Source organism: Paenibacillus sp. PL91 (genome assembly GCF_012935325.2).
In the GTDB taxonomy this organism is placed as follows: Bacteria; Bacillota; Bacilli; order Paenibacillales; family Paenibacillaceae; genus Pristimantibacillus.
Genome location: NZ_JABBYG020000024.1, coordinates 1 through 25,468, shown reverse-complemented (window position 1 = coordinate 25,468; position 25,468 = coordinate 1). Strand labels below are relative to the sequence as shown.

General features: G+C 49.5%; 19 protein-coding genes. 18 read left to right on the top strand and 1 reads right to left on the bottom strand.

The genetic code is table 11. The features are described 5' to 3' along the window. The first annotated feature begins 11 nt into the window (after nucleotides 1–11). The 3 genes from HI950_RS31170 to HI950_RS31160 are packed head-to-tail and all read left to right on the top strand — an operon-like array spanning nucleotide 12 to nucleotide 4,157. Nucleotides 12–1,385, top strand: a complete 1,374-nt coding sequence (locus HI950_RS31170) for an ABC transporter substrate-binding protein (protein ID WP_169090316.1) — start codon at nucleotides 12–14, stop codon at nucleotides 1,383–1,385. A gap of 26 nt (nucleotides 1,386–1,411) precedes the next feature. Beyond that, nucleotides 1,412–2,737, top strand: a complete 1,326-nt coding sequence (locus HI950_RS31165) for an LLM class flavin-dependent oxidoreductase (RefSeq protein ID WP_169090314.1) — start codon at nucleotides 1,412–1,414, stop codon at nucleotides 2,735–2,737. A gap of 31 nt (nucleotides 2,738–2,768) precedes the next feature. After that, nucleotides 2,769–4,157 (top strand): ABC transporter substrate-binding protein, encoded by a 1,389-nt coding sequence (locus tag HI950_RS31160; RefSeq protein ID WP_169090312.1) that lies wholly within the window; start codon nucleotides 2,769–2,771, stop codon nucleotides 4,155–4,157. A 106-nt stretch (nucleotides 4,158–4,263) separates the two neighbouring features. Here HI950_RS31160 and HI950_RS31155 read toward each other — a convergent pair whose 3' ends face one another. Beyond that, on the bottom strand, nucleotides 4,264–5,415 hold the full coding sequence (locus tag HI950_RS31155; protein WP_169090309.1) for an NAD(P)-binding domain-containing protein: 1,152 nt from the start codon (nucleotides 5,413–5,415) through the stop codon (nucleotides 4,264–4,266). 292 nt (nucleotides 5,416–5,707) lie between these two features. Between HI950_RS31155 and nfsA the strand changes: the two genes are divergently transcribed. From nfsA to HI950_RS31080, 15 genes are all read left to right on the top strand, one after another. Next, nucleotides 5,708–6,460 carry an oxygen-insensitive NADPH nitroreductase gene (gene nfsA, locus HI950_RS31150; protein WP_169090307.1) on the top strand — a complete coding sequence of 251 codons (753 nt, stop codon included), beginning with the start codon at nucleotides 5,708–5,710 and terminating at the stop codon, nucleotides 6,458–6,460. A 53-nt stretch (nucleotides 6,461–6,513) separates the two neighbouring features. Beyond that, complete coding sequence (locus HI950_RS31145) at nucleotides 6,514–7,701, top strand: LLM class flavin-dependent oxidoreductase (protein ID WP_317618484.1); 1,188 nt, start codon at nucleotides 6,514–6,516, stop codon at nucleotides 7,699–7,701. 163 nt (nucleotides 7,702–7,864) lie between these two features. After that, nucleotides 7,865–9,223 carry an LLM class flavin-dependent oxidoreductase gene (locus HI950_RS31140; protein ID WP_169090305.1) on the top strand — a complete coding sequence of 453 codons (1,359 nt, stop codon included), beginning with the start codon at nucleotides 7,865–7,867 and terminating at the stop codon, nucleotides 9,221–9,223. An 82-nt stretch (nucleotides 9,224–9,305) separates the two neighbouring features. Beyond that, complete coding sequence (locus tag HI950_RS31135; RefSeq protein WP_169090303.1) at nucleotides 9,306–10,280, top strand: aldo/keto reductase family protein; 975 nt, start codon at nucleotides 9,306–9,308, stop codon at nucleotides 10,278–10,280. A 203-nt stretch (nucleotides 10,281–10,483) separates the two neighbouring features. Next, nucleotides 10,484–11,080 carry a PadR family transcriptional regulator gene (locus HI950_RS31130; protein ID WP_169090301.1) on the top strand — a complete coding sequence of 199 codons (597 nt, stop codon included), beginning with the start codon at nucleotides 10,484–10,486 and terminating at the stop codon, nucleotides 11,078–11,080. After that, on the top strand, nucleotides 11,070–12,905 hold the full coding sequence (locus tag HI950_RS31125; RefSeq protein WP_223285628.1) for an ABC transporter ATP-binding protein: 1,836 nt from the start codon (nucleotides 11,070–11,072) through the stop codon (nucleotides 12,903–12,905). Before HI950_RS31130 ends, HI950_RS31125 begins: the two co-directional genes overlap by 11 nt. A gap of 32 nt (nucleotides 12,906–12,937) precedes the next feature. Beyond that, complete coding sequence (locus HI950_RS31120; RefSeq protein WP_169090299.1) at nucleotides 12,938–14,701, top strand: ABC transporter ATP-binding protein; 1,764 nt, start codon at nucleotides 12,938–12,940, stop codon at nucleotides 14,699–14,701. Then, nucleotides 14,676–16,559, top strand: coding sequence for an ABC transporter ATP-binding protein (locus HI950_RS31115; RefSeq protein WP_169090297.1), 1,884 nt, complete (start codon nucleotides 14,676–14,678; stop codon nucleotides 16,557–16,559). The genes HI950_RS31120 and HI950_RS31115 overlap by 26 nt, the downstream gene beginning before the upstream one ends. A gap of 69 nt (nucleotides 16,560–16,628) precedes the next feature. Continuing rightward, complete coding sequence (cysK, locus tag HI950_RS31110; RefSeq protein WP_169090295.1) at nucleotides 16,629–17,573, top strand: cysteine synthase A; 945 nt, start codon at nucleotides 16,629–16,631, stop codon at nucleotides 17,571–17,573. A gap of 182 nt (nucleotides 17,574–17,755) precedes the next feature. Continuing rightward, on the top strand, nucleotides 17,756–18,688 hold the full coding sequence (locus HI950_RS31105; RefSeq protein ID WP_169090293.1) for an AEC family transporter: 933 nt from the start codon (nucleotides 17,756–17,758) through the stop codon (nucleotides 18,686–18,688). Nucleotides 18,689–18,846: 158 nt separating this feature from the next. Beyond that, nucleotides 18,847–19,539 (top strand): ABC transporter ATP-binding protein, encoded by a 693-nt coding sequence (locus tag HI950_RS31100; protein WP_169090291.1) that lies wholly within the window; start codon nucleotides 18,847–18,849, stop codon nucleotides 19,537–19,539. Next, nucleotides 19,523–20,548: an efflux RND transporter periplasmic adaptor subunit gene (locus tag HI950_RS31095; RefSeq protein WP_169090288.1), complete on the top strand. Its 1,026-nt coding sequence runs from the start codon at nucleotides 19,523–19,525 to the stop codon at nucleotides 20,546–20,548. Before HI950_RS31100 ends, HI950_RS31095 begins: the two co-directional genes overlap by 17 nt. Before the next feature lie 151 nt (nucleotides 20,549–20,699). After that, nucleotides 20,700–23,579 carry an FtsX-like permease family protein gene (locus HI950_RS31090; RefSeq protein ID WP_317618483.1) on the top strand — a complete coding sequence of 960 codons (2,880 nt, stop codon included), beginning with the start codon at nucleotides 20,700–20,702 and terminating at the stop codon, nucleotides 23,577–23,579. 3 nt (nucleotides 23,580–23,582) lie between these two features. After that, the gene (locus HI950_RS31085; RefSeq protein ID WP_169090286.1) at nucleotides 23,583–24,467 is read left to right on the top strand and encodes an ABC transporter ATP-binding protein; all 885 of its coding nucleotides are present in this window, start codon (nucleotides 23,583–23,585) and stop codon (nucleotides 24,465–24,467) included. 113 nt (nucleotides 24,468–24,580) lie between these two features. Further along, the gene (locus HI950_RS31080; RefSeq protein WP_411268174.1) at nucleotides 24,581–25,147 is read left to right on the top strand and encodes a DUF6886 family protein; all 567 of its coding nucleotides are present in this window, start codon (nucleotides 24,581–24,583) and stop codon (nucleotides 25,145–25,147) included. Nucleotides 25,148–25,468: the final 321 nt, after the last annotated feature.

Genomic DNA, 25,468 nt, shown 5'->3' with positions numbered 1-25,468 from the left:
AGAGAGGGTATATGATGAGGAAGCTAGGGTCTGTCATTGTTATTTTATTAGTAATTGCGCTGATCTCAGCTTGCGGAGGCAATAACGATGCTCCAGCGAGCAAGAATGATTCCACTACTGCAGCCGCTACATCCAACAGCTCGCAAGAGAAGGCGGATTTCAAGAAGCTGGGCGATGAGCCGCTTACGCTGACGTTCTACTCCACAGGGGCAACCTTTACCGATGTGGAATTCGAAGCGATGATCGCAGGGCCTATCCATGCGAAATATCCGAATGTGAAGATTGAACGCATTACGCCAGCCGCAACGACGACTCCGGAGGAGGTATTGTCGACGCATGTGCCTGACATTATTTTTGGCAGCGTTCAGCAGCGGGTCATTCGCACGGGCGTTTATCAGGACTTGCGGGAACTGATTAAGAAGCATCATTTTGACGAGAGCCGCCTCAAGCCAATCGGATACGGCTATATCAAGGAAATTACGAAGGGCCAAGGAGATGCTGTTTTGGCGCTTCCGTTCAATATTAACCAGCATGTGCTGTATTACAACAAAGATATTTTTGATAAATTCGGCGTCCCTTACCCAACCGACAAGCAGCTCACTTGGGATGAAGCGGTTGAGCTTGGAACGAAGCTGACCCGAACGGAAAATGGCGTGAATTACATTGGCCTTGCCGTAGATAATTTAACGGGCTTATCCAAATCGCTTGGCCTTCCGTACTTGGATCGCGAGACCGGTCAGGCTGCGCTGGATACGCCGGAGTGGCTGCGCGTGTTCGAGCTGCAGAAAAAGATTTTAGAGATACCGGGATATGTTACGCCAGATGGCACATGGAACTGGACGCGCGACAACTTTATGAAGGATCAAAATATTGCGATCCGCGTATCCTGGCTTGCCAACATGGTCGGTCCGCTCGAGGAGCTGCGCCAGCAGGGCGTGGAATTTAATTGGGATATTGCGCCGGCTCCAAACTTCAGCGATCAGCTCGGCAAAACGCGGGAAGCTCAAATTCACTCGATCGCGATTAACAGCCAAAGCCCGCATCAAGACGAGGCATTCCAGGTTATCGCGGAAATTTTGTCGGATGAGGGTCAACGCATAATCGCGAAGAACGGCCGTGTTCCTTCCATTATCAATGCTGAGCTGGAGAAGGATTACGGCGCTGAAATACCCGTCCTGCAAGGGAAAACCGTTCAAAACGTATTCATCGGCGAGCCGATTCAAGAGCATTACATTCATCCTTATGAGTCAAGTATTTCGATAAGGCTTACTGAGGCGGCAGAGGATCTTGCCGTTAAGGGACTGGATGTCAACTCGGCGATCCGCAAAGCGACGGACGCGATCAATAAGGATGTAGAGACGCTAAAAACGACGATTGGTCAATAAGCAAGCAAATGGAGAGGGGATAAAATATGAGTCATTCTCGGCGCAAGCTGAATCTCAACGCCTTTTTGTTCGGGACCGGCCACCATGAGGCATCATGGCGGCTCCCGGATGCGGAGCCGGAACGCAACCTCGACTTTCAGCAGGTGCTGCAAATCGTTCAGACCGCTGAGCGGGGGCTGATGGATTCCGTGTTTTTGGCAGACGGATATGTCGGACGCTCCAATAAGCTGGAGCCCTTCACGGAGCTGGCTGCTCTCGCTAGCAGGACAAAGCATATCGGGCTGATCGCTACCGTCGGCACAACCTACAACGAACCGTTTCACGTCGCGCGCAAATTTGCTTCGCTAGACCATATCAGCAAAGGGAGAGCAGGCTGGAATATTGTGACCGGCGCGGGATCGGCTGCCCATAATTTCGGGAGAGAGGAGCATCCGGATCATGCGCTGCGCTATGAAGAAGCGGATGAGTTTGTCGAGGTAGCCAAGCAGCTATGGGACAGCTGGGAGGATGGGGCGGTTATCAACGATAAAGCGTCAGGCACCCGCATTGTTCAAGATAAAGTCCATACGATCGATCACAAGGGAAAATATTATTCGGTTAAAGGACCGCTTAACATTGCCCGTCCGCCGCAGGGCTATCCGGTGCTTGTGCAGGCGGGCTCCTCGGAAAGCGGCAAGGAATTTGCTGCAAAAGTAGCGGAGGTTATTTTCACTGCCCATCAGAGCATTGAAAGCGCGCAGGCGTTCTATAAGGATGTTAAATCCAGACTGCCCAAGTATGGAAGAACAGCTGAGCAGCTCAAGATTTTGCCGGGCATTAGCCCGATCCTCGCCGATACGGTAGAAGAGGCGCAGGAAATCGAGAACGAGTTGTTTGCGTATGTGAATAAAGACGGCGCCGTTAAACGATTGTCAGAGCGATTGGGGATTGATCTGTCGAATCATCCGCTCGATGAGCCGCTGTCGCTTGCTGGCGTAAGAGAAACAGATGATGTGAATGGCAATAAAAGCCGGCATCAGCTCATCTTGGATCTCGTTTGTCATGAGCATTTGACGCTGAAGCAATTGATCAATCGTTTGGCGGGAGCGAGGGGGCATTTTACGTTTACTGGCACGCCTCTTCAGCTAGCAGATGTGATTGAAAATTGGTTTCTGAACGGAGCTGCCGATGGATTTAACGTCATGCCTCAAATTTATCCGAGCGGGCTGGAGAAGTTTGTAGATCAGGTCATTCCAGAGCTGCAAAATCGCGGGCTGTTCCGGACGGAATACGAGGGAGCAACTTTGCGCGAAAATCTTGGTCTAAAGAGACCCGCGAATATTCGCTATGAGGTTAATGCGGCATCGTCATAACAGCAGCTAACTATGAGGAGAGTATGTAAACATGAAGAAGCTAACTTTGGGGACGGTCATTCTAGTAATATTCGCTATATTGACGGCTTGCGCAAGTTCAGGCAGTACGCCGGAGAGCAATAAAGGGAGCAACAAGCAAGAGAGCGCAGCAGCGGAGGAAACAGAAGCTGAGGTGAAGGAGGATTTCAAAAAGCTCGGCGACGAGCCGCTGACCTTAACTTTTTTTAGTACGAGCGGAACGTTTCCTGACGTGGAATTCAATACCTTGATCGCAGATCCGATTAAGAAAAAATTTCCTAACGTAACGATCGAGCGGATAACTCCGGCTGCTACGACGACGAATGAAGAGGTGCTGTCGACGCATGTGCCGGACATCATCTATTCCTCATCTTCCTCGCACCAGCGCATTGTTCGTACCGGCGCTTATGAGGATTTGAGAGAGCTGATAAAGCGCCATAAATTCGATGAGAGCCGCATTAAGCCGATTTTGTACGATTATATCAAAGAAATTACGAAGGATAAGGGCGGGGAAATTTACGCAATTCCGTTCAATGCCAATCAGCATGTTCTTTATTATAATAAGGATATTTTTGATAAGTTTGGTGTTCCGTACCCGACCGAAAAGCAGCTGACTTGGGATGAAGTGCTGGACATCGCTGCGAAGCTGACGCGTACTGAGAATGGCGTGAACTATATCGGACTATCGGTTGATAACCTGTCAGGCTTAGCGAAAGGGCTAGGTTTGCCTTACTTGGAACGCGAGACAGGAAATGCTGCGCTCGATACGCCGGATTGGCTGCGCGTGTTCGAGCTTAACAAGCGTATCTTTGAAATTCCAGGCTACGTTACACCGGACAATACATGGAACTGGGGACGCGATCAGTTCATGAAGGATCAGGTGATCGGCATGCGCGTAACTTGGCTTGCGAACATGGTAGGGCCGCTTGAGGAGCTGCGTCAGCAGGGAGTGGAGTTTAATTGGGATATCGCGCCGGCGCCAAACTTTAGCGACCAGCTTGGCAAAACAAGAGAGGCGCAAATCCATTCGCTGTCCGTCAATAGCCAAAGCAAGCACAAAGACGAGGCATTTCAAGTAATTGCAGAAATTTTGTCGGATGAGGGACAGACGATTTTAGCTAGAAACGGACGTATTCCGGCTGTTATTAATCCAGAGCTTGAGAAGGAATATGGACTGGACATTCCGGTGCTGCAAGGCAAATCGGTGCAAAATGTATTTGTCGGCGAGCCGCTGCAGGAGCACTATATCCACCCGTATGAGCTTGAAATTACGACAAGGCTTACCGAGGCTGCTGAGGATTTAGCCATTAAAGGGCTGGACGTGAATTCAGCGATTCGTAAAGCGACTGATGCGATTAATAAAGATGTCGAAACGTTAAGAACGACGCTCGGCGATCAATAGAACGTAAAAACGAAGCAAAGGCGCAGCGAATGAGGCGGCCCCTTTGCTTTGTGCTGCTCGATTTTGGATCAATTGGATTATAGTTGGAGAGAAAAGAGCAAGCGGACTAGGAAGTCCGCTGCTCCTGTTCTTTTTTGGCATGCTGCTGGATGTGAGGAATGATCGAAAAACACGCCTTACGCAAGCCGGCGACGAAGCCAAAGGCTGGTCCGTGGGTATGTGAGGCAAGCGGTCCAGTAAAGTAAAGCCCGGGCACACTGCTTTCAAAGTGGGCGCTAAGAAGAGGAAATGCGGTAAAGCGGTCTGGCTCTCTTTCTATGGCTTGCAGCAAATAGGGAGGTAGAAACGGCACCTGCTCGAGATTGATTTTGTAGCCGGTAGCGGCAATGACATGGTCGACGACACGGGTTTGTTTGTTCGTCAAAGTCAGAAGCACCTTGCCGTCGCTCGTTTCTTCTGCCCGCTCGATGGCGGCGCCGGCAGTAATAGGAAGCTTGCCTTCAACGTATGGCCTCAAAAAAGGAGCTACGCTTCCTTGCCGCGGCGAATTCCATCTCTCCTGCTTCTGCTCATGAGGGAGGCGGTAGAACTGCTCTGCCGTATCGAGAAGCTTTTGGCCGGAAGCGGTATTGTCCTCGCCTGCATAGTGAACGGCATCGCGCCTAAAGAGAAGCTCGGGTTCGCTTCCTGCCAGATGCAGCAGCGCAGCGGCTTCCCAAGCGCTCTGTCCGCTTCCGATTACGGCTACTTTTTGGCCTGCAAATTTATTGAATTCGGTCTGGCCAAACGTATGGGAGAGAAGATGGGAGGGAAGCAAGCTTAATTCGGCGGGGATGTAGCTGTAATGCTGTAAGCCGGTTGCAACGATGACGCGTTTGGCTTCATAAAGCTTGCCTTCATTTGTCGTTACGTGAAAGCCAGCGGAGGAATGATCAAGCTGTGCCGCTAGTTCAGGCGTAAACGAAACACGGGTCTGCTGAGCGAACCAGAGGGCATAATCGACAAAGGCAGGCCGCGGAAAAGGCGATTCCAGCGTGGCGCCTGTCTCGCTGCTAAAGCGTTCAATCGTGAAGGCGCCATCTTTGTCGGAGAGGCTGATGTAACGCGGATTGGTCCGAATGAACATGCTTTGGGGCATTTGCTCCTTCCAGAAATGCATAGGCTCCCCTAGTAAAACGTAAGATAAATGGCTGGCGGCTGCATGTGCGGCGAGTGAGATGCCATAAGGGCCGGCGCCAATGATGATGAGATCAACCAATGTCTTCTCCTCCAATCGGGATATGATTTCGTTTATACCGAGCATTATACTGTGATTAGTGAGGATTACAATATTTTATTGTAGAAATTGATTATATTGGATGCTCGGAATGAAATGAGCGCGATCGCGGGTTGACAAAAAAATAATAACGTGATAAATTTTCAATGATATTTTCAAACTAAGCTTCTTGGAATAATAGGATTTAATCCTCTACCGGACGACCGGAGACAACAGTTAACTGTGTCTCCGGTTTTTTTTGTTTAAAACTAAAAGAAGATAAGGAGCTGAACCGATGAACGAGGTCATTGAATTATTGAAAAAGCATCGCTCGATTCGCAAGTATAAGCCGACTCCTATACCCGAATCCGACTTGGAGCAAATTTTATTAGCAGGTCAAGCAGCCTCTACCTCCTCGAATATTCAAGCTTACAGTGTAGTGGCCGTCACCGATCCGGAGCGGAAGAGGAAATTTGCAGAGCTTGCGGGAAATCAGCAGCAAATCGTAGAGAGTCCTGTATTTCTCGTATGGTGTGCGGATCTGAACAAAATTCGAATAGCGGCTAATTTGCATGAGGATGTCGAGCTGCACCAAAACGTTGAGCAATTTCTGCTCGGTACGATCGATGCGACTTTGGCTGCTCAAAACGCGACAATAGCGGCGGAATCGCTTGGCTACGGGATGGTTTACATCGGAGGAATCCGTAACAATCCGCAGGGCGTTACGGATCTGCTGGCGCTGCCGCCGCTCGTTTATCCGGTATTTGGCATGTGCGTAGGCGTTCCGGATCAAGAGCCGGACATCCGTCCTAGATTGCCGCTTGCGGCTGTCTACCACAAAGAGGTGTACAAGGAGGAAGGGCTGATATCTGAAATAAAAGCATACGACGAGACTACTCGCGTCTATTATGCGACCCGCAAGGGCGGCGGCAAAGGCGGAGATCAGGAAACGAAATGGTCGCGTGAAATGCTGAGAAGATTTAAATCGGATCGCCTTCGCGGTCACCTGCATGATTTTCTCGTAGGCCAGGGCTTTAAATTGCGATAAGCCGGCAGAGGCCATTCGCTTGATTTAGAACGAATTTGTTAGGGGGGCTGCGCGTGAGCGTTAATCTGGAGATTGAGCCGGAGTTTGGCTGGTATATGCCAACTAGAGGGGATGGACCTTTTGTTGGCGTGAAGTCAGAGCGAGTAGTCGATATTGCTTATCATATCAAAGTGGCTCAAGCTGTGGAGGCTGCGGGCTACACTTTCGCGCTTATCCCGACAGGCGGCAATTGCTCCGATGCTTGGATTATAGGCGCAACGCTGGCGGCCCATACGAAAATATTCAAGCCGCTCGTCGCGATGCGCCCAGGCTTAATTGCTCCAGCACTTGCGGCTCGCATGGGCGCTACGCTGGATGAGGCTACAGGCGGCAGGGCGCTAATGAATATCGTAACGGGAAGCTCGCCGGCTGATATGAAGGCAATGGGCGATGAGCTCGCCTTCGACAAGGATGCCCGTTACGAGCGAACGCTAGAATATATTAAAATCGTGAAGCAGCTGTGGATCAACTCGGCGGCTGAGCGAGGCGAGCAGCTGCTGGCAGCGCATGATGCCTTTAAGCACATTGAACCGCTCGATTACAAAGGCAAATACTTTCAGCTTGAAGGCGGGGTTAGCTATCCGCCTCCGGTTCAGCGCCCGCATCCGCCGTTTTATTTTGGCGGCAGCTCCGCCGCCGCCAAAAAAACGGCGGCTGAAATTGCTGACGTATATTTGATGTGGGCGGAGCCGCTTGATTGGATCAAAGAACAAATCGATGAGGTGGAATATCATCGAAGGGAGCTGCTTGAGACACAAGGGATCGAGCGAAGCATCCGTTACGGCCTGCGTGCCCAGGTCGTCATTCGCGACACGGAAGAGGAGGCTTGGGCAGCTGCGAAGCTGATTGTCAGCCGCATTGAGCCGGAAGTGAAGCAGGGGCTTGAAGGGCAGTTGTTTTATAATCTCTCGGCAGGCCAGCAGCGGCAAAATGAGCTGAGAAAGCTGGCTGAAGCGAATGACTATGTGATAGGGCCCAATTTCTGGGCAGGTCTTGCCCAGGTGCGGGGCGGAGGCGCAATGGCGTTTGTCGGGACGCCCGAGCAGGTAGCAGATCGATTGCTCGAATATGCGGACATGGGCATTACCTCGTTTATTTTATCTGGCTATCCAAATTTGGAGGAAGCGACCTCCTCAGGCGAAGCGCTGCTTCCCGTATTCCGGAAAAAGTGGGCAGCCAGGAAACAAGCAGCTGTGGTCTAACGTATCTTCTGATCCATTGACAACGGAAAAGCAACGTATTACTATTAAATCATACTATTAACCTAAAAATTATCGGAATAATACGACCGGACCACCGGAGATTTAGCTTATTCAAAGCTGAATCTCCTTTTTTTATGATCGCAAAGAGAACGGGGGATGATCCATGACTAATATAAACAGGGACAAAAAAGCGCATTTTAACGTGTTTTTGCGAGGCGCAGGGCATCATGCTGCCGCTTGGAAGCATCCGGACTCGACGCCTAAGGAAGATCTGGATTTGGAATATTACGCGAATATTGCAAGGATAGCGGAGAAAGGGCTGTTCGATTCCTTATTCACAGCGGACAACTATTCTGGACTAGGCAGAAGGCTGGAGCCTTTTACGCTGCTCTCCGGGCTTGCAGCGCTGACTAAGCATGTTGGCTTAATTGCTACCGTCAGTACGACGTACAATGATCCCTTTCACGTGGCACGGAAGTTTGCGTCACTTGATCATATCAGCAAAGGCAGGGCAGCCTGGAACATCGTGACGGGACATTCGCAATCAGATGCGGAAAACTTCAACAAAACCGAGCATCCCGAGGTAACGAAGCGATATGAGATCGGCGACGAATTTGTTGAAGTCACGAAGCAGCTGTGGAATAGCTGGGAAGAGGATGCTCTTATCTATGATCGTGAGTCTGAAGTAGCTTTAGATACGAGCAAGGTCTACGAGATTAACTTTAAGGGCAAGTATCATTCCGTTAAGGGGCCGCTCAACATTCCCCGCCCGCCGCAGGGCTTCCCCGTGCTGGTTCAGGCGGGTTCATCGGAAAGCGGCAAGGAGTTGGCAGCGAAAACAGCGGATGTGATTTTTACGGCTCAGCAAACACTCGGCGCGGCGCAGCAGTTTTATGCGGATGTGAAAGCAAGGCTGCAGAAGCATGGACGAACGAGCGATCAATTGCTGATCATGCCGGGTCTAAGCCCGATCGTCGCCGATACGGAAGCGGAAGCACGGGATATCGAGGACGAGTTTAATGCCTTATTGAACACGAAGCAATCGCTTAAGCGGCTGTCCAATTATTTTACAGTCGATTTGTCGGAATACCCGCTCGATAGTCTTGTTCCGGTTGATAAGGCAAAGCCTTACGGCACGATAACGACAGGCATCACCAGCCGGCAAGAGGTCGTGGTTGACGCGGCCATACGAGACAAAATGACGATACGCCAATTTTTAGCTCGCAGCGCAGCAGGTCATGGGCATGTATCATTTACCGGCTCCGTCATCCAAACCGCTGATTTTATTGAAAGCTGGATTCGAAATAACGGAGCGGACGGCTTTAATATTTTGCCGCATATTTATTACAGCGGATTTGAGACGTTTGTGGATAAGGTTATTCCTGAGCTGCAAAACCGTGGACTTTTCCGTACATCGTATGAAGGGAAAACGCTGCGCGAAAATTTAGGTCTTCAGAAGCCGGAAAACAAACATAAAGCGATCTGGGCACTTGGTAAAGAAGCCGAAAAGCTAAAATCATAAAATGGTTAAATGAGGGCCATTCAGCAACGAAGCGGCAGAGGTAGAGGAACAACAGCTTGTTCAAATTAGAGGAGGAAATAAAATGTCAGTTAACTATCGGAATTTGGGCGCAAGCGGTCTTAAGGTTAGTGAAATCAGTCTCGGAAGCTGGCTAACGTATGGCGGCTATGTGGAACGTGAAAACGCAGTAAAGTCGATTCAAACCGCTTATGATCTAGGCGTTAATTTTTTTGATACAGCCAACGTCTATGCGAAGGGCGAGGCAGAGAAGGTCGTCGGCGAGACGCTTCGCGCTTATCCACGCGAGTCTTATGTGCTGGCAACGAAGGTGTTCGGCAAAATTGGAGACGGACCGAATGATCGCGGCTTGTCCCGCAAGCATGTTATCGAATCGGCTAACGCAAGCTTGAAGCGGCTCGGTCTCGAATATGTGGACGTATTCTATAGCCATCGCTTTGATACGGAAACGCCGCTGGAAGAAACGCTTCGCGCCTTCGAGGACTTGGTTCGCCAAGGCAAGGTGCATTATGTAGGCGTCAGCGAATGGACCGCGGCACAAATTACGGAAGCCTTTGCGATTGCGGACAAATATTTGCTGGATCGTATCGTCGTTAACCAACCGATTTATAACGTATTCGAGCGTTATATTGAGAAGGAAATCATACCGCTCGGCATCAAGAAGGGCTTTGGCCAGGTAGTCTTCTCGCCGCTTGCTCAAGGTCTGCTTACAGGCAAATATTCGGCAAGCAATCAAGTGCCTGACGAGTCTCGCGCTGCGAAGCATGAGAACTTTAAAAATAAAATTACAGAGGAGAAGCTGGCAAAGGTTGAGCAGCTAAAGGTAATCGCTTCCGAGCTTGACATTACGGTAGGCCAGCTCTCTCTCGCTTGGATTCTCCGTCAGCCTAACGTGTCCAGCGCTTTGGTCGGTGCCAGCCGGCCTGAGCAAATCGAAGAGAACGTGAAGGCATCGGGCATCGTTCTAGATGAAAATACGATAGAGCGTATCTCGGCCATAATCGATAATGATCCCGCCGCTTCTAAAGGGAAATTCTAAATACTACTGACTGAGATCCATACAAATCCAGTAAAGTACATTTACTGGATTTTTTCATGGGAAAAATAGCGGAGCGGTCTAGCTGCCTTGTATGGCATCGTCCAAACAGCTGCCTATTTCGCTACAAAAATAATTGCCAATTAACGATATATCGTATAGTATTTAAAATAATACGATATATCGTTAATAAAGGAGCATGCGGGATGACAGAGGAATGGCAACCAGAGGAACGATTGTTTTTAAATCATGCTCTTGAAAGAGAGGTGAGCGGCTCAGGAAGACGTTATTTCAGTCGCGGCGGAGTCAAATTTGCTTTGCTCGAGCTTCTTGAACATGAGAGCATGCATGGCTATCAAATGATGAAGGCGCTAGAGGACCAATCGGGAGGCACGTACAAGCCGAGTGCAGGCTCGATTTATCCTACCCTTCAGATGCTGCGGGATCAAGGATTTGTGGAGTCCTCAAAGCAGGATGGCAAGAAGATTTTTGAAATTACGGATAACGGCAGAGCTTATTTGCTTGAAGAGAAAGAGAACGCCGTTAATATGCCCGAGCGCAGAGAATATGGCTACGCTGAGGAGGAAGGCATGCCATGCGATCGAAGCAAGCCGAATCGTCGTTTGACGCCGGCGGGCAAGGAACTGCTGCATTTGCTGAAGGCGGCAGAGCGTGCGGTCGTGAACGACAGCAGAAAGGCGGCGCAGCTGCGCACGATCCTCGATCATTTGCGCGTCTCGCTCCGGCAAGTGGCTGCGGAAGCGGAAAACGGCGATGGGGAGGGTGAAGAGGTTGAGCAATAATTACAATTCCACTCCTGCGTTTCGGCCAGGCAGCGGAATGGGCGGCATGAGGAAATTCGGAAACGGCGAGAAGGCGAAGCCCGCCAGCATTGTCAGCATGTTCGTCCGAATCTATACCCATGCGCGAATGCAGCTGCCCTTGTTAATCGCTGCCGTTGCTTGCGTAATCGCGATTTCGCTGCTGGAGTTTATCGTTCCACAGTTAACTCGTTTTACGATTGACCACATTATTCCAAATAAGCTGTTTTCCAAGCTGTTTCTTATTGGCGGCGGAGTACTCGGAGCGGCAATATTACTTGGCGCCTTGCGCTATATCAGTACTTCTCTGATGGCCTCTATCGGCCAGAAGGTGCTCTACAATCTTCGCAATGATTTGTACCGCCACATGCAAAGTCTAGACGTCTCTTTTTTTGACCGAAATCGTACCGGCGATCTGATGTCCCGGGTTACGAACGACGTAAGCATCCTTCAGCAAATGATTTCCTCCAGCATGATGCAGTTATTTACCGATTTTTTCACCTTTACAGCGATTGCGATTTATATGCTTTGGATCGATTGGAAGCTGACGCTGCTGCTGCTCGCAACCTTCCCGTTTATGATACTTACGACCAAAATATTTGGCAAAAGAATGCGCTCCTCGTTCCGGACGGTGCAGGAGTCCGTAGCGGATGTCAGCGATCATTTGCAAAACACGCTGACGGGCATTCGGCTGATCAAAGCGTTTACCGCTGAGGCCTACGAGTCGGAGCGTTTCTCTGAGCGTACCCAGCGGAATATGGATGCAAATATTCAGGTGACTCGCTTGCGAGCCGCTTATGAACCTATTATTGATTTTCTTAACTTCCTCGGCCTTGCTATCGTTCTTGTGTTTGGCGCGTGGCTTGCGATGAAGGATCAGATGACGGTTGGCACGATCGTCGCTTTCATTGCCTATTTACGGCTTTTGCAAAATCCGATCCGCCATTTTAGCCGAATTATTAATACGATCCAGCAATCGGCTGCCGCGTATGAGCGCATTATGGAGGTTATGAACACGAATGCGGAAATCGTTGAGAAGAAGGGCGCGATCAAGCTGCCGCGAGTGAACGGTCAAATCGTGTTTAATCACATTGATTTTGCTTATTCCAGCGACTCGTCCGTATTAAAGGACTTTCATTTGGAGCTTGCAGCGGGCAAGGTGACCGCGCTTGTCGGATCATCGGGCTCAGGCAAAACGACGATCGCACATCTCATCGCTAGATTTTATGATCCACAAGCAGGAGAAATAACGATTGACGGCTATTCGCTCAAGGATATTACGTTAGCCTCGCTGAGGGAGCAAATTGGCATCGTCTCGCAGGATATTATTTTGTTCAACGGCACGATTGAGGAAAATATCCGGTACGGCAATTTGCATGCGACGGATGCGGAGGTGCTGGCTGCCGCCAAAGCTGCGAATGCCGACGGCTTTATTGATTCGTTCCCGCAGGGCTACGAAACCCAAATCGGCGAGCGGGGTGTGAAGCTCTCCGGCGGACAGAAGCAGCGGCTGTCCATTGCAAGGGCGATTTTGAAAAATCCACGGGTCATTATTTTGGATGAGGCGACCGCTTCGCTCGACACGGAGTCGGAGCAGCATATTCAAGAGGCGCTGGCGCAATTGCTGCAGGGACGTACCTGCCTCGTTATTGCGCACCGACTGTCTACCATTCAACAGGCGGATCAGATTTACGTGCTGGAGCAAGGACAAATTGTAGAGAACGGCACGCATGATGAGCTGCTGCTTCATCAAGGACGCTACAGCCAGCTTTATGAATTGCAATTCCCGCAAACGGATGTATCGTAAACCATACTTTGAAAATGGGAAGTGATCGTTTTTTGAAATCAAAAAGATTGCTAACTGATTTTTTTCGGAAAACGTGGTATATATACCTGACCTCTTTTTTCTTTCATTTGATAGCTAACACGATAAACGTATTTTTTCCGAAGGTGCTCGGACAGTTTACGGATAAACTGCACATTGGCGGCTTAACGAGCAAGCTGATCGTGGACTACAGCCTGCTGCTGCTATTAATTGGCGTTGGTCATGTGCTGTTTAACGGTTTAGCGATGTATTTGGTCATGTATGTGGGCAGAAAGTTTGAATTTCTCGTCCGGCGAGGGCTTTTCAAGCACTTTACGGAAATGAGCGAACGGTTTCATTCGAAAAATGGTGTCGGAAAGCTGCTCAGCTATTTTATGAATGACGTTACTGCGGTTCGGGAATCGATCTCTATGGGCGTCAACCAGACTGCAAACGCATCCATGCTGCTTGTGGCGGCCATTACGATGATGCTTCTCAGTCATATTCCTTATTATCTGATATTGGCTTCCGTATTCCCGCTCTTGATTATTCCTATTATCGTCGTTTATTTGGGGCCCATTATTAGAAAAAGATCGCTCGAGGTGCAGGAAGCGCTAGGGACGATGACGGAAACGGCGGAGGAGCAGTTTGGCGGCATCCGTGTAACGAAAAAGTTTGCGGTGGAAGACATCATGAATGAGCGCTTCGGCAAAACGGTGGATCAAATCCGGCATAATCAATTGCGGCTGGTACGCGTCTCGTCTTTTTTTCAGGCGTTGATTCCGTTTCTTGGGGCGATTGGACTGATCGTCGCGCTTTCCTATGGCGGCTATATGACGATAACGAAACAAATTACGCTTGGCAATTTCGTTGCGTTAACGCTCTATATTCGCATGCTGATGAATCCGCTTCAACAAATCGGCAACGTTATCAACACGATTCAACGCTCGCGTGCTTCTCTGGAGCGGCTGAACGACTTGCTGTCTCAGCGTTCTGAAATTGTGGAGCTTGAGGATGCGAAGGCAGTAAATTTGAGTGATGCGGGTATCCGAATTGACCATTTATCGTTTGCTTACGAGCAAGGAGGCAATCCTGTGCTGAAAGACATCACCCTGAGCGTTGAGCCAGGAACGACGCTGGGCATCATTGGCCGTACCGGCAGCGGGAAGACGACGCTGATGAAGCTGCTGCTCCGAACCTATGACCCGCCTCCCGGGACAGTATGGTATGGGCAGACGGATGTGAGAGAGATGAAGCTGGAGAGTTTGCGCACCCAAGTTGCCTACGTGCCGCAGGATGGCTTTTTGTTTAGTACAACGATTAGGGAGAATATTGCATTCTCCGATCGCGAACGGAAGCTTGAAGCGGTAGAGGCTGCTGCCAAGCATGCCCAAATATACGATAATGTCGCTGAACTGCCGAATAAGTTTGAAACGCGGCTTGGCGAGCGCGGCTTAACGTTATCCGGCGGCCAGCGCCAGCGTACCAGCTTGGCTCGCGGAATGATTAAGGAATCTCCGATTATGATATTAGATGATAGCGTAAGCGCAGTGGATGCCGTGACGGAGAAGGATATTATTGACGCGATCCAAACGGAGAGAAACGAGAAAACAACGATTATTATTGCGCATCGCATTAGCGCGATCAAGCATGCGGAGCAAATCATTGTGCTTGATGACGGCGTAATTGTGCAGCGCGGCACCCACTCGGAGCTGCTTGAGCAGCAAGGACTCTACGCAACGCTTCACGCCATACAGGAGGAGGGGAGTCAACATGCGACCGGCACAAGCCATTCATAATTGGCAGGCGGACCAGAAGGGTGATCCCAATTTGCCAGATCAGAAGCCGAAATATGTACCTGCCTTTCGTACGCTTTTCAGCTACGCGAGGCCGCATCTTTGGGCATTCATCGGTGTATTTTGCTGTACGTTAATTGCAATTCTGTCTGATTTGCTGCAGCCATTTTTAATGAAAATCGCGATTGACGACAATTTGCTGTCTGGCAAAAACGATTACAAAGGCTTGCTTACGATTTGTTTTATTTATTTGGGCTTATCGGTATCCAGCTTGCTGTTCACGTATTTGCAAAGCAACCTGCTCCAAAATATCGGTCAAAGCATCGTGTCGCGCATCCGTAAGCAGCTATTTGGCCATATATTGAAGCAGTCGATGCGGTATTTCGACCGTATGTCGAGCGGGAGCCTCATCACGCACGTATCGAGCGATACGGAGGCGCTGAACCAGTTTTTTAATCAGGTGCTGCTGAGTTTATTCAGGGATGGGCTTACGCTCATCTTCATCGTCGTGATGATGTTCCAGCTGGATACGAAGCTCGCGCTTTATTGCTTGATTTTGTTGCCGATTATTTGGGCCATTGCGGTAGCCTTCCGATCCTTCATGCGTGCGACCTATCAGCTGGCAAGAACGAGATTGTCCCGTATGGTGGCGTTTGTAGCCGAGAACTTATCGGGCATGAATCTTGTGCAGGTGTTCCACCAGCAGAAGGAGCAGGAGAAGCAATTCAATGAGCGGAACGGCTTGTATTTTAAAGCCAATCTTCGGGAAATTCGGACGAATGTCGTATTTGGCCGCACCTTTGATATTTTGAGCAATCTATCGATTGCCTTTGTCACTTGGATCGGCGGCAACGCTGTGCTCGGGCAGCAGCTTGAATTCGGCGTGCTGTACGCGTTCATTACGTATATCCGCCAGTTTTTTCAGCCCATCAATACGATTACGCAGCAGTGGAATACGCTGCAATCCGCCACGGTTGCGATTACAAGAATTTGGAGCGTGTTTGAGAATAAGCCGGATGTTACGGATCGCGTGCCGGAGCCGATCGATTTGCATAAATCGCATACGGAAGACGAAGCGGATGAGCGTCAGGCTTCCTTGCCGAGCTACAACTTAGAGAAAGTGAAGGGCAGAATCGACTTTAATCACATCTCTTTCTCGTATGAGGAAGGGATACCGATCATTCGCGATTTGGATTTGCATATCGATTCCGGCGAGCTAATCGGCGTCGTAGGAACGACTGGAGCAGGCAAAAGCTCGCTCATCAGCCTGCTGTGCCGCTTTTACGATGTGAAGGAAGGAAGCATCCGGATCGATGAGACGGATGTGAGGGACATTCCGCAAGCGACCCTGCACCGATTAGTAGGGCTGGTGCAGCAGGAGCCTTATCTATATTCGGGCAGCATCATCGAAAATATAAGGATGTTCGATGAGTCGATCTCCCGCGAGGAGGTTATTCGAGCCTGTGAGTTCGTTGGAGCGGATATGATTATTAAGAAGCTGAAGAACGGGTATGATACGAAGCTGTCGGAGCGGGGCAGCGGCTTGTCTGCCGGCGAGCGCCAGCTGATTTCTTTTGCGAGAATTATCGTCTTCAAGCCAAAGGTTCTTATCCTCGATGAGGCAAGCGCCAACCTTGATTCGCACACGGAGCAGCTGATTCAGAACGCGCTTCAGGTCGTCTCGCAGGATCGGACGACAATCGTCATCGCGCATCGTTTGTCTACCATTATGCAGGCCGACCGAATCATTGTAATGAGCCATGGCGAAATCGTGGAGCAGGGCAATCATCAGCAGCTTCTGGAGCATGACGGTCATTATAAGGAGCTGTATGAGCATTCGCAGGGCAATATCGCTGTATAGCTCATGCCACGCTCCCTCTAATTATTTCGGCACGTGCCGCAAGGCCATTCACTATAGGAGGTAGGGAAGATGAGTCTCGTAGTTAACAACATCACCGATTTGATAGGGAGCACGCCTTTGGTTCGTTTAAACAAGGTAGTGCCGGATGACAGCGCTGAAATTTATTTGAAGCTGGAGTTTTTTAATCCAGGCAGCAGCGTGAAGGATCGCATTGCGATTAGCATTATTGAAGAAGCAGAGCGCGAGGGGAAGCTGAAGCCGGGCGATACGATTATTGAAGCAACGAGCGGCAATACAGGCATCGGCATTGCGCTCGTTGCGGCGGCAAGGGGCTACAAAGCCATTCTCGTTATGCCGGAAACGATGAGCTTGGAGCGGCGCAATCTGCTGCGTGCTTATGGCGCTGAGCTGGTGCTTACGCCAGGACCCGAAGGCATGAAGGGGGCAATCCGAGTAGCACAGGAGCTGCAGGAGAAGCATCCTGATTATTTTCCGGCGCTGCAGTTCGATAATCCGGCCAATGTGAAAATTCACCGCGAAACGACCGGTCCGGAAATTGTAAAAGCGATTGAATCGCTGGACGGCAATTTGGACGGTTTCGTAGCGGGCGTCGGTACGGGCGGCACGATTACGGGTGCAGGCGAGGCATTGCGCGAGCGCTTTCCGAATATTCATATTGCAGCCGTTGAGCCAACTTCGTCGCCAGTTCTGTCTGGCGGATCTCCCGGCTTGCACAAAATTCAAGGAATCGGAGCAGGCTTCGTTCCGTCGATACTGGACACTCATATTTATAATGAAATCATCCAGGTCAGCAATGAGGATGCCTTTGAAACGGCAAGACGAGTAGCGAAGGAGGAAGGGATTCTTGGAGGCATTTCTTCCGGCGCAGCTGTTTTCGCCGCTATTCAATTGGCGCAGAAGCTAGGTGCGGGCAAGCGCGTTGTCGCTGTTATTCCAAGCAACGGCGAGCGTTACTTGTCGACGGTGCTGTATCAGCAGGAGCAGCAGCTATAGTAGCATAAGCAGATCTAAACGGGCAGCGCTCGCCAACGACGGCGGCTGTCCGTTTTTGCATGCTAACAAAAAAGTAGGCTTGCCTAATAGACGATGAACCTATTAAAATTAGTGAAGCAAACCGTAGAGAGACGATTCGGCCCGTTGCCCACACTATATAATAGAAGGAAGCAGATGCAGCAATGAATATTTTTGTTCATATATTGATGACAAACGTTCTTCCGATGGTTATTATGATTGGCCTTGGCATTATCATTCAACGTGCGTTTAAGCTGGATATCAAGACGTTATCGAAGCTGAATTTTTATTTATTTTCGCCGGCGATTATGTTCGACCTGTTATACAAAACCGATATTTCCGTACAGGTGATTGGCAAAATCTTGTTTTTCTTCGTCGTATTTATGGTCGCGCAGTATCTGATCGTAGAGGTCGTTATCCGCATGAGAGGGTATAAACCGAGCATGAAGAGCGCCATGCGCAACAGCGTCCTATTTTATAACAGCGCCAATTATGGCATACCGCTGAATCAGCTGGCATTCGCCGGAAATGAGAAGACGCTTGCCATTCAGGTGCTGATTATGATGACGCAATCATTTGTGCCCAATACATACGGGATCTATAGCGTAAATGCCCATAAAGCCGATATGCGTGCGATTTGGCGAACTATTATTTCGATGCCGATCATATATGTCATCCCGCTTGCTTTTCTACTGAGAGGATTCCATGTCGCGATTCCGCAGCCGATTGCTACGCCGATCGGCTATTTGGCCGATGCGTTTATCGGTACAGCGCTCATTACGCTCGGCGTTCAGCTTGGCAATATGGAGTGGAAAATCAAGCGTTCCCTCCTTATTGATGTAAGCTTGTCGGGCATGCTAAGGCTCGTTGCCGGCCCTTTGCTCGCTTGGCTGATCGTATGGCTGATGGGACTCGATAAGCTAACGGCAGCAGCCTTAATCGTATCATCAGCGGTACCGACTTCCCTCAGCAGCGTCTTGTTGGCGGTTGAATTTGACAATGAAGCGGAATTTGCCTCGCAGTCCGTGTTTGTTTCTACTATTTTAAGCATTATAACCGTCACGGCTGTTATCTTTTTCTTAAATATCGACATCTAAGCAGATGTAAGGCCTACTTATCCTGAAGCAGGGATTGTAGGCTTTTTTTGTTATTATTTTAGTAGTAATAGAATTGCTTGTACATAATGCTAGATGGGTTTAAAATGGAAAATGATATGAATGTAAACGTTTTATTGGAGACGGGGGTTTTCTTCTAGATGCAGCCGATACCAGAGGATATGATTTATGCAAACGCTTTAAAAAGAACGTTCGGTCGAGGTAGCAGCGCAGTTACGGTTTTGAAGGGTGTTGATTTATCGATCCCCTCCGGCAAGCTCATTGCGTTCAAAGGAAGATCCGGATCGGGCAAAACAACGCTTATTAACCTGTTAAGCGCGCTGGACCGTCCGACGGAAGGACAAATTACGTTTGCAGGACGTGACTTGACCGCGATGTCGAATCAAGAGAGAGATATGGTGCGCCGCAAGGAAATGGGACTTATTTTTCAATCCTTCGCGCTCATCCCTCTTATGTCTGCCTATGAGAATGTAGAGTTTATATTGCGGGTTGCCGGCGTGGCAGCTAATGGCCGCAAGGAAGCAGCTGTCCACGCATTGGAGCAGGTCGGATTGAAGGGGCGCATGCATCACCGGCCGTTCGAGCTGTCCGGCGGGGAGCAGCAGCGTACGGCAATTGCTAGAGCAATCGCGCATAAGCCGAAGCTTCTGCTGGCTGATGAGCCTACGGCAGAGCTGGATAGCCGGACTGGACTGCAAATTATGAAGGTGTTCCGCGGTTTAGTAGAGACGGCGGGAATGACGATCATTATGACTACGCATGATCCTGCCATTATGGAAATCGTTGACCAAGTGTATGAATTGGAGGATGGACAAATTGTCGCAAAAGCTTAAGCCGCTGCTCGGCTGGTCATTCGCGCTGCTCATTAGCGCTTCATTAACAGGCTGCTCCTTGCTGCCTGCCGAGGAGGAAGCTCTGAAGCCTCCGTTAATCAAGCCGGCGCAAGAAAATTACCGAACGGTAACGGTCGAGAAGGGTACGATTACGCAGGATATTAACGGAAGCGGAAGCTTGGAATCTACGCATACGGAAATTGCGCAGTTTGTAGGCCAAGGCGGCCGCATTGCGAAGATGATGGTAACCTCAGGCAGCCAGGTGAAGAAGGGCGATGTGCTCGTTCAGCTGAATGTAGACGGATTAGACATTCAATTGAAAGAGCAGGAGCTTGCGGTTGCAAAGGCTAAGGTGTCGCTCAAGCAAGCCAAATTGGGCGATGACAGCGATGCGCTTGATATTGCCAATTTGCAAATGGAAATTGAGATGTTAAAGCTGGAGCGGTTGATGAAAACCTTCAATAGCAAGCAGCTCGTTGCCGGTATGGACGGTCAGGTCACTTTCGTCGAGGATTTAGAGGAAGGCGATTTTGTGGAGGCCTATCAGACGCTTGTCATTATATCTGATCCATCGAAGCTGCGCGTGGCGCTTCGGGTCGAAGCGGGCGCGGAAATTAGCGGAGTAGACGTCGGCTATCCGGCTTTGGTTAAGTTCGGCTCGCAGGAGCTGCAGGGCAAAGTGGTGCAGACGCCATCCTCCGCTCCAACGACATTGAATGAACAGCTCCAAGATCGTTACTCCAAAACCTTGTTTATTGAAGTGCCGAAGGTGCCGAGCGACGCGTCGATAGGGGCTTTTGCGGATGTGAAAATCATTTTGCAGCAGCGTGATGATATTTTGAAGATTCCGCGCAGCGGCGTACGCAGCTTCCTAGGCCGTACCTTCGTAAGAACGCTGGAGGAAGGCAATAAAATTCGTGAGATCGATGTGGAGACGGGCATTAAGGGCTCGACGGAAATTGAAATCACGAAAGGCTTGGAAGAAGGCGCGATCGTCGTACTGCAATAATATATGTCCACCAGAAGATGGTATCAGTCGTTTACGCTTGAAATATAAGATTTTTGGATTAATCATCCCATAATCGGCTTATATTTCGTCGCGAAACGAACTTTTTCCACCAGAAGATGGTATCAGTCGTTTACGCTTGGGAGGTTTTCGAGTGGCTTTGTTCGTCATGATTATTCGCAAAATGGTCCAAAACAAGTGGTTAGTCGCAAGCTTGTTTATTGGTTTAGTTATGTCTGTTGCCTTGGTAAGCAGCATGCCTATTTATTCGGAAGCGGTATTATCTCGGATGCTGGTCAAGGATTTGGAGACGATGCAAACCAAGAAGAGCGTCTATCCGGGTAATCAATACAATAAATTGTTTTATACCAAAGAAACGCCTGAGCAAATGAATAAGATCTATACGAAAGTGGATCGATACATACATGAGCAAGCAGCGAAGGGCTTCCAAATACCGGTGCAGGAGCTGGTTGTCGATTTTCAATCCAAGTCGATGAAGATCAGGCCCAAAAATGATCCGGAGCCGAATACAAAAAAATCGGTAAAAACAATGGCGCTCCGCTCCTTCTCTGATCTTGAGGAGCATATTAAGCTGACGGATGGCAGAATGCCTGCGGAACAGCAGCCGGTTGATGGGGTTTATGAAGTGCTCGTTACAGAGCGGGCACTTATTCAGTACAAGACGGTGCTCGATTCCGAATTTTTTGTCGACGACAGTAAAATTGCCGGGGAAATAAAGTTTAAACCAGTAGGCGTATTCGAGAAAAAGCAGGATGACGACCCCTATTTTAGGGATACCGACCTTAGCGAGCTAAGCGGCAGCTTCGTCATTAGCGATAAGCTGGCTAAGCAGCATCTTATGCAGGAAGCTCGCATTCCGGTTGCGTCAGTGGGCTGGTTCTTCGTGCTCGATTATTCGAAGCTTGAGCTGAGATTCGTAGAGGATTTCATTCAGACGACGAATAAGATCCGCAACGTTATGCTCAATAACGTCACGATGTATCAGGCTGTATCGGAGACGCCGGCGCTGGATACGATCGCGAAATATTTGGAGCGGGCAGAGCAGCTAAGAACGTTAATGTGGTCGCTGAATGTTCCGGTGTTGATTATGCTCGGTTTTTATATGTTCATGGTGTCGAATCTGATCGCAGATCGGCAAAAGAATGAAATCGCCGTCCTGCGCAGCAGAGGAGCGGCACGCTGGCAGGTGATTACCTCCTATGCGGTAGAAGGCATTATTTTATGCGGCGTCGCATTTGGTGTAGGGCCCTTGCTTGGGGTAGTATTGACCGAGCTGCTTGGCGCATCAAATGGGTTCCTGGAGTTTGTGCAGCGCGTGCGACTGCCGGTCAGGCTTACGGAGGAAGCTTACCGTTACGGAGCAATCGCTTCGGGCGTTTGCTTCGTCATTATGCTAATTCCGATCATCATGGCTACTCGCGTCTCCATTGTTGGTCATAAGCAGCAGCTAGCCAGAATGCTGAAGTCGCCGCTTTGGCATAAAATGTTTCTGGATGTCATTGCGCTTGCGCTCGCTATTTACGGCTTGTACACGTTCAGAAAGCGGCTTGCCGATTTGCAAAGCTTGGGACTGAATGCTGACGATTTGAACATCGATCCGCTGCAGTTCGTTATTCCGGCTTTGTTTATTATGGGCGCGGGCTTGCTGCTGCTTCGATTGTATCCGTGGGTGCTTAGACTCGTATACTGGATTGGAAAAAAATGGTGGCCACCTTCCGTATATGCGACATTGATACAGGTCGGACGCTCCAGCTCGCAATACCAATTTTTGATGATTTTCCTCATCATGACGATAGCTACAGGCGTATTCAGCGCCTCGGCTGCAAGAACGATCAACAATAATACGGAAGATAGGATTAAGTATGGCAACGGTGCGGAGATCGTGCTGACTGCCCAGTGGGTCAATGATGCGCCGCCTCCGGCAGCACCGGGACAGCAGCAGCCGGCAACGCCCGTTATCCAATCTCCTGTTCATTATTTAGAGCCGGCGTTCGAGCCCTTTAAGACGATAAAGGGAGTCGAGCATGCCGCGAAAGTGTTCAAGAAGGAGGCGGCCTTTAGCGTAAATGATAGCACGGGTGCGGCTACGCTGATTGGCATCGATTCCGACGAATTCGGAGAAACGACTTGGTTCCGTGACAGCCTGCTTGATTACCCGATCAACGACTACTTGAACCTTCTTGCCGGGGATTCGCAGGCCGTGCTCATTTCGAAAACGCTTGCCGATCAGAAAAAGGTAAAGCCGGGCGACACGATTTGGGTAGGCTGGAGCGATGTGCCGCAGCAGCCGTTCAAGGTGTATGGCATCATTGAGTACTTCCCGACCTTTAACCCAAATCCGGCTGTAGGCAGCGTGGATGTCAGTGAGGAAGAATCGAAAGGCAACGCGCCAATGCTGATCGTAGGGCATCTGCCGCGCATTCAGGTGATGCTTGCGCTTGAGCCTTATGATGTCTGGATTAAGCTGAAGCCAGAGACCAGCACTGCTGAATTTTATGAAGGGCTCAAGGAATCAAAGCTGCCGATTACGAATATCGTCAATACGAGACTGGAGCTTGTGGATGCTAAAAATGATCCATTCCTCATGGCGCTGAACGGAATTTTGACGCTGGGCTTCGTTCTTTCGATACTCGTTAGCTTTATCGGCTTTTTGTTATATTGGGTACTATCGCTGCGCGGCAGAACGCTGCAAAATGGTATTTTGCGTGCGATCGGCATGTCGCTCAAGCAGCTCATTGGCATGCTTGGCGTCGAGCAGCTGCTCACATCCGGAGTTGCCGTTCTTATCGGAATCGGCGTCGGCAATGTTGCGAGTCTGCTGTATGTGCCAAACTTTCAAATCGCCTTTAATCCGAGCAGCCTCGTCCCGCCGTTTAAGGTCATGTTCGATTCGTCGGATTTAATGCGCATTTATATACTTGTCGGCTTCATGCTGCTCTTCGGTCTTGGCATACTGGCCTATATGCTGTCCCGTCTGCGCATCCATCAAGCGATCAAGCTAGGGGAGGATTGACGGATGATTCATTGCGAAGGGCTAGTCAAAATATACAAAACTGCCGACCTAGAAGTATTCGCCCTGCAAGGCCTCGATCTTCATATTGAAAGCGGCGAGCTTATGGCGATCATCGGCAACAGCGGCAGCGGCAAGTCGACGCTGCTTAATATGCTCGGGGGACTAGACCGTCCTACAGCCGGCAAGCTGACCGTTGACGGCAGAGACATGCTGAAGTTCAAGGAACGTGATTTTGTGCGTTACAAGCGCGAAAGCGTAGGCTTCGTCTGGCAAAATAATGCGAGAAACCTTATTCCGTATTTGACGGCGCTCGAAAATGTAGAGCTGCCGATATTGTTGACGGGAAGCCGCAAGCGCTGGCGGGCGAAGGAGCTGCTTGATGCTGTTGGGCTCAGCCACCGCGCATCGAATAAGCTGTATGAGCTGTCCGGAGGCGAGCAGCAAAGGGTCGCGATTGCCATCGCGCTTGCGAATCATCCCAAGCTGCTGCTTGCCGACGAGCCGACAGGATCAGTAGATTCGCGCATGGCAAATCAGATATTGGATTTGTTCCGCGAGCTGAACCGGACGATTGGCATTACGGTCGTTATCGTTACGCATGATCCTGAGCTTGCGAAGAAGGTAGACCGCGTAGCGGCTATCCGCGATGGGAAAATTTCATCCGAGATGCTGCGCAGGCGGTCCTATGCGGAGGAGCTTGCCGAGCTTGAGCAAGCGGAGGATGAAGAGGGCACGCATGTCGAGTATGCGGTGCTTGATAAAGCCGGCCGTCTGCAGGTGCCGGCAAGCTACTTGGAGTCGATTGGCGTTAAAAACTCCAATAAGCTTCGGGTGGAGCTGGGGGAAGGCCGTATCGTGCTGCTCCCTCCAGAGGAGAAATCAGAGTAACCAAACAGGGCTGTGCCAAGTCATTGATGACTTGGGCAGCTTTTTTGTCATTAGAGTTTATAGAAAATACGGAAAAGCTGCTTTATCGTTTGTATAATTGGCGGTATAGAGTTATGGAGATAAAACGTAATGAAAATAAGGGAAGGCGGTATAAGATGAGATTATTTCATGTAAGCGAGGAATGTGATATTTCTATTTTTAAGCCTAGAATACCCACGAGAAAGGATATGAATCAGGAGAAAGGGTTAGTTTGGGCAATCAATGAAAAATGCTTGCCTAACTTCCTTACACCGAGAAACTGTCCAAGAGTGACCTATCATTGCAATGAAACGACTACGGAAGAGGATAAGAGACATTTTTTATCCTCTAGTTCTGCCAGCCATGTTGTGGCAATCGAGCATAAATGGTTTGAAATAATGAGAGGTACAAAGCTATATTTGTATGAATTTGATACTTCTGATTTTTATCTTAATGATCGAAGTGCAGGGTATTACGTCAGTGAGAAATGCCAGATTCCGGTCAATACGATTATCATTAACGATTTATTTGGAGAATTAATGAGGAGAAAAGTTGAAGTGCGGCTTATTGATAATCTGTGGGACTTATGCGAAAAAATCCAAAAAACGAGCTTTGATTGGTCCATGTGCAGAATGGGCTTCGCTGAACAAAAACACGGTTAAGATGCCTCTCCAAAAACAAACGAGACAATGCGTTTGATTTTCAAATGATGATTCATCCCTATTTATTTCGCAGCAACGCAGGTGGTGGATGCGGATATCGAAACCTCAGGAAGCAGGATTAACGGGAAAAGCTCCCTTTATTTCGAGGGATTTGTGGAAATATTAAGCATTAGATGGATTTTCTCCCGTTAATTTTTTGTTTTTGGCCAAGTTTGGGACGAAGCGCTCTGATTAACGGGAGGTTTCTCCACGGCCCCCTAATTAAACTGGAGTCTTAGCCCCCAATTAATTAAACTATTAGCAAAGGGGAGGCATGTTAGA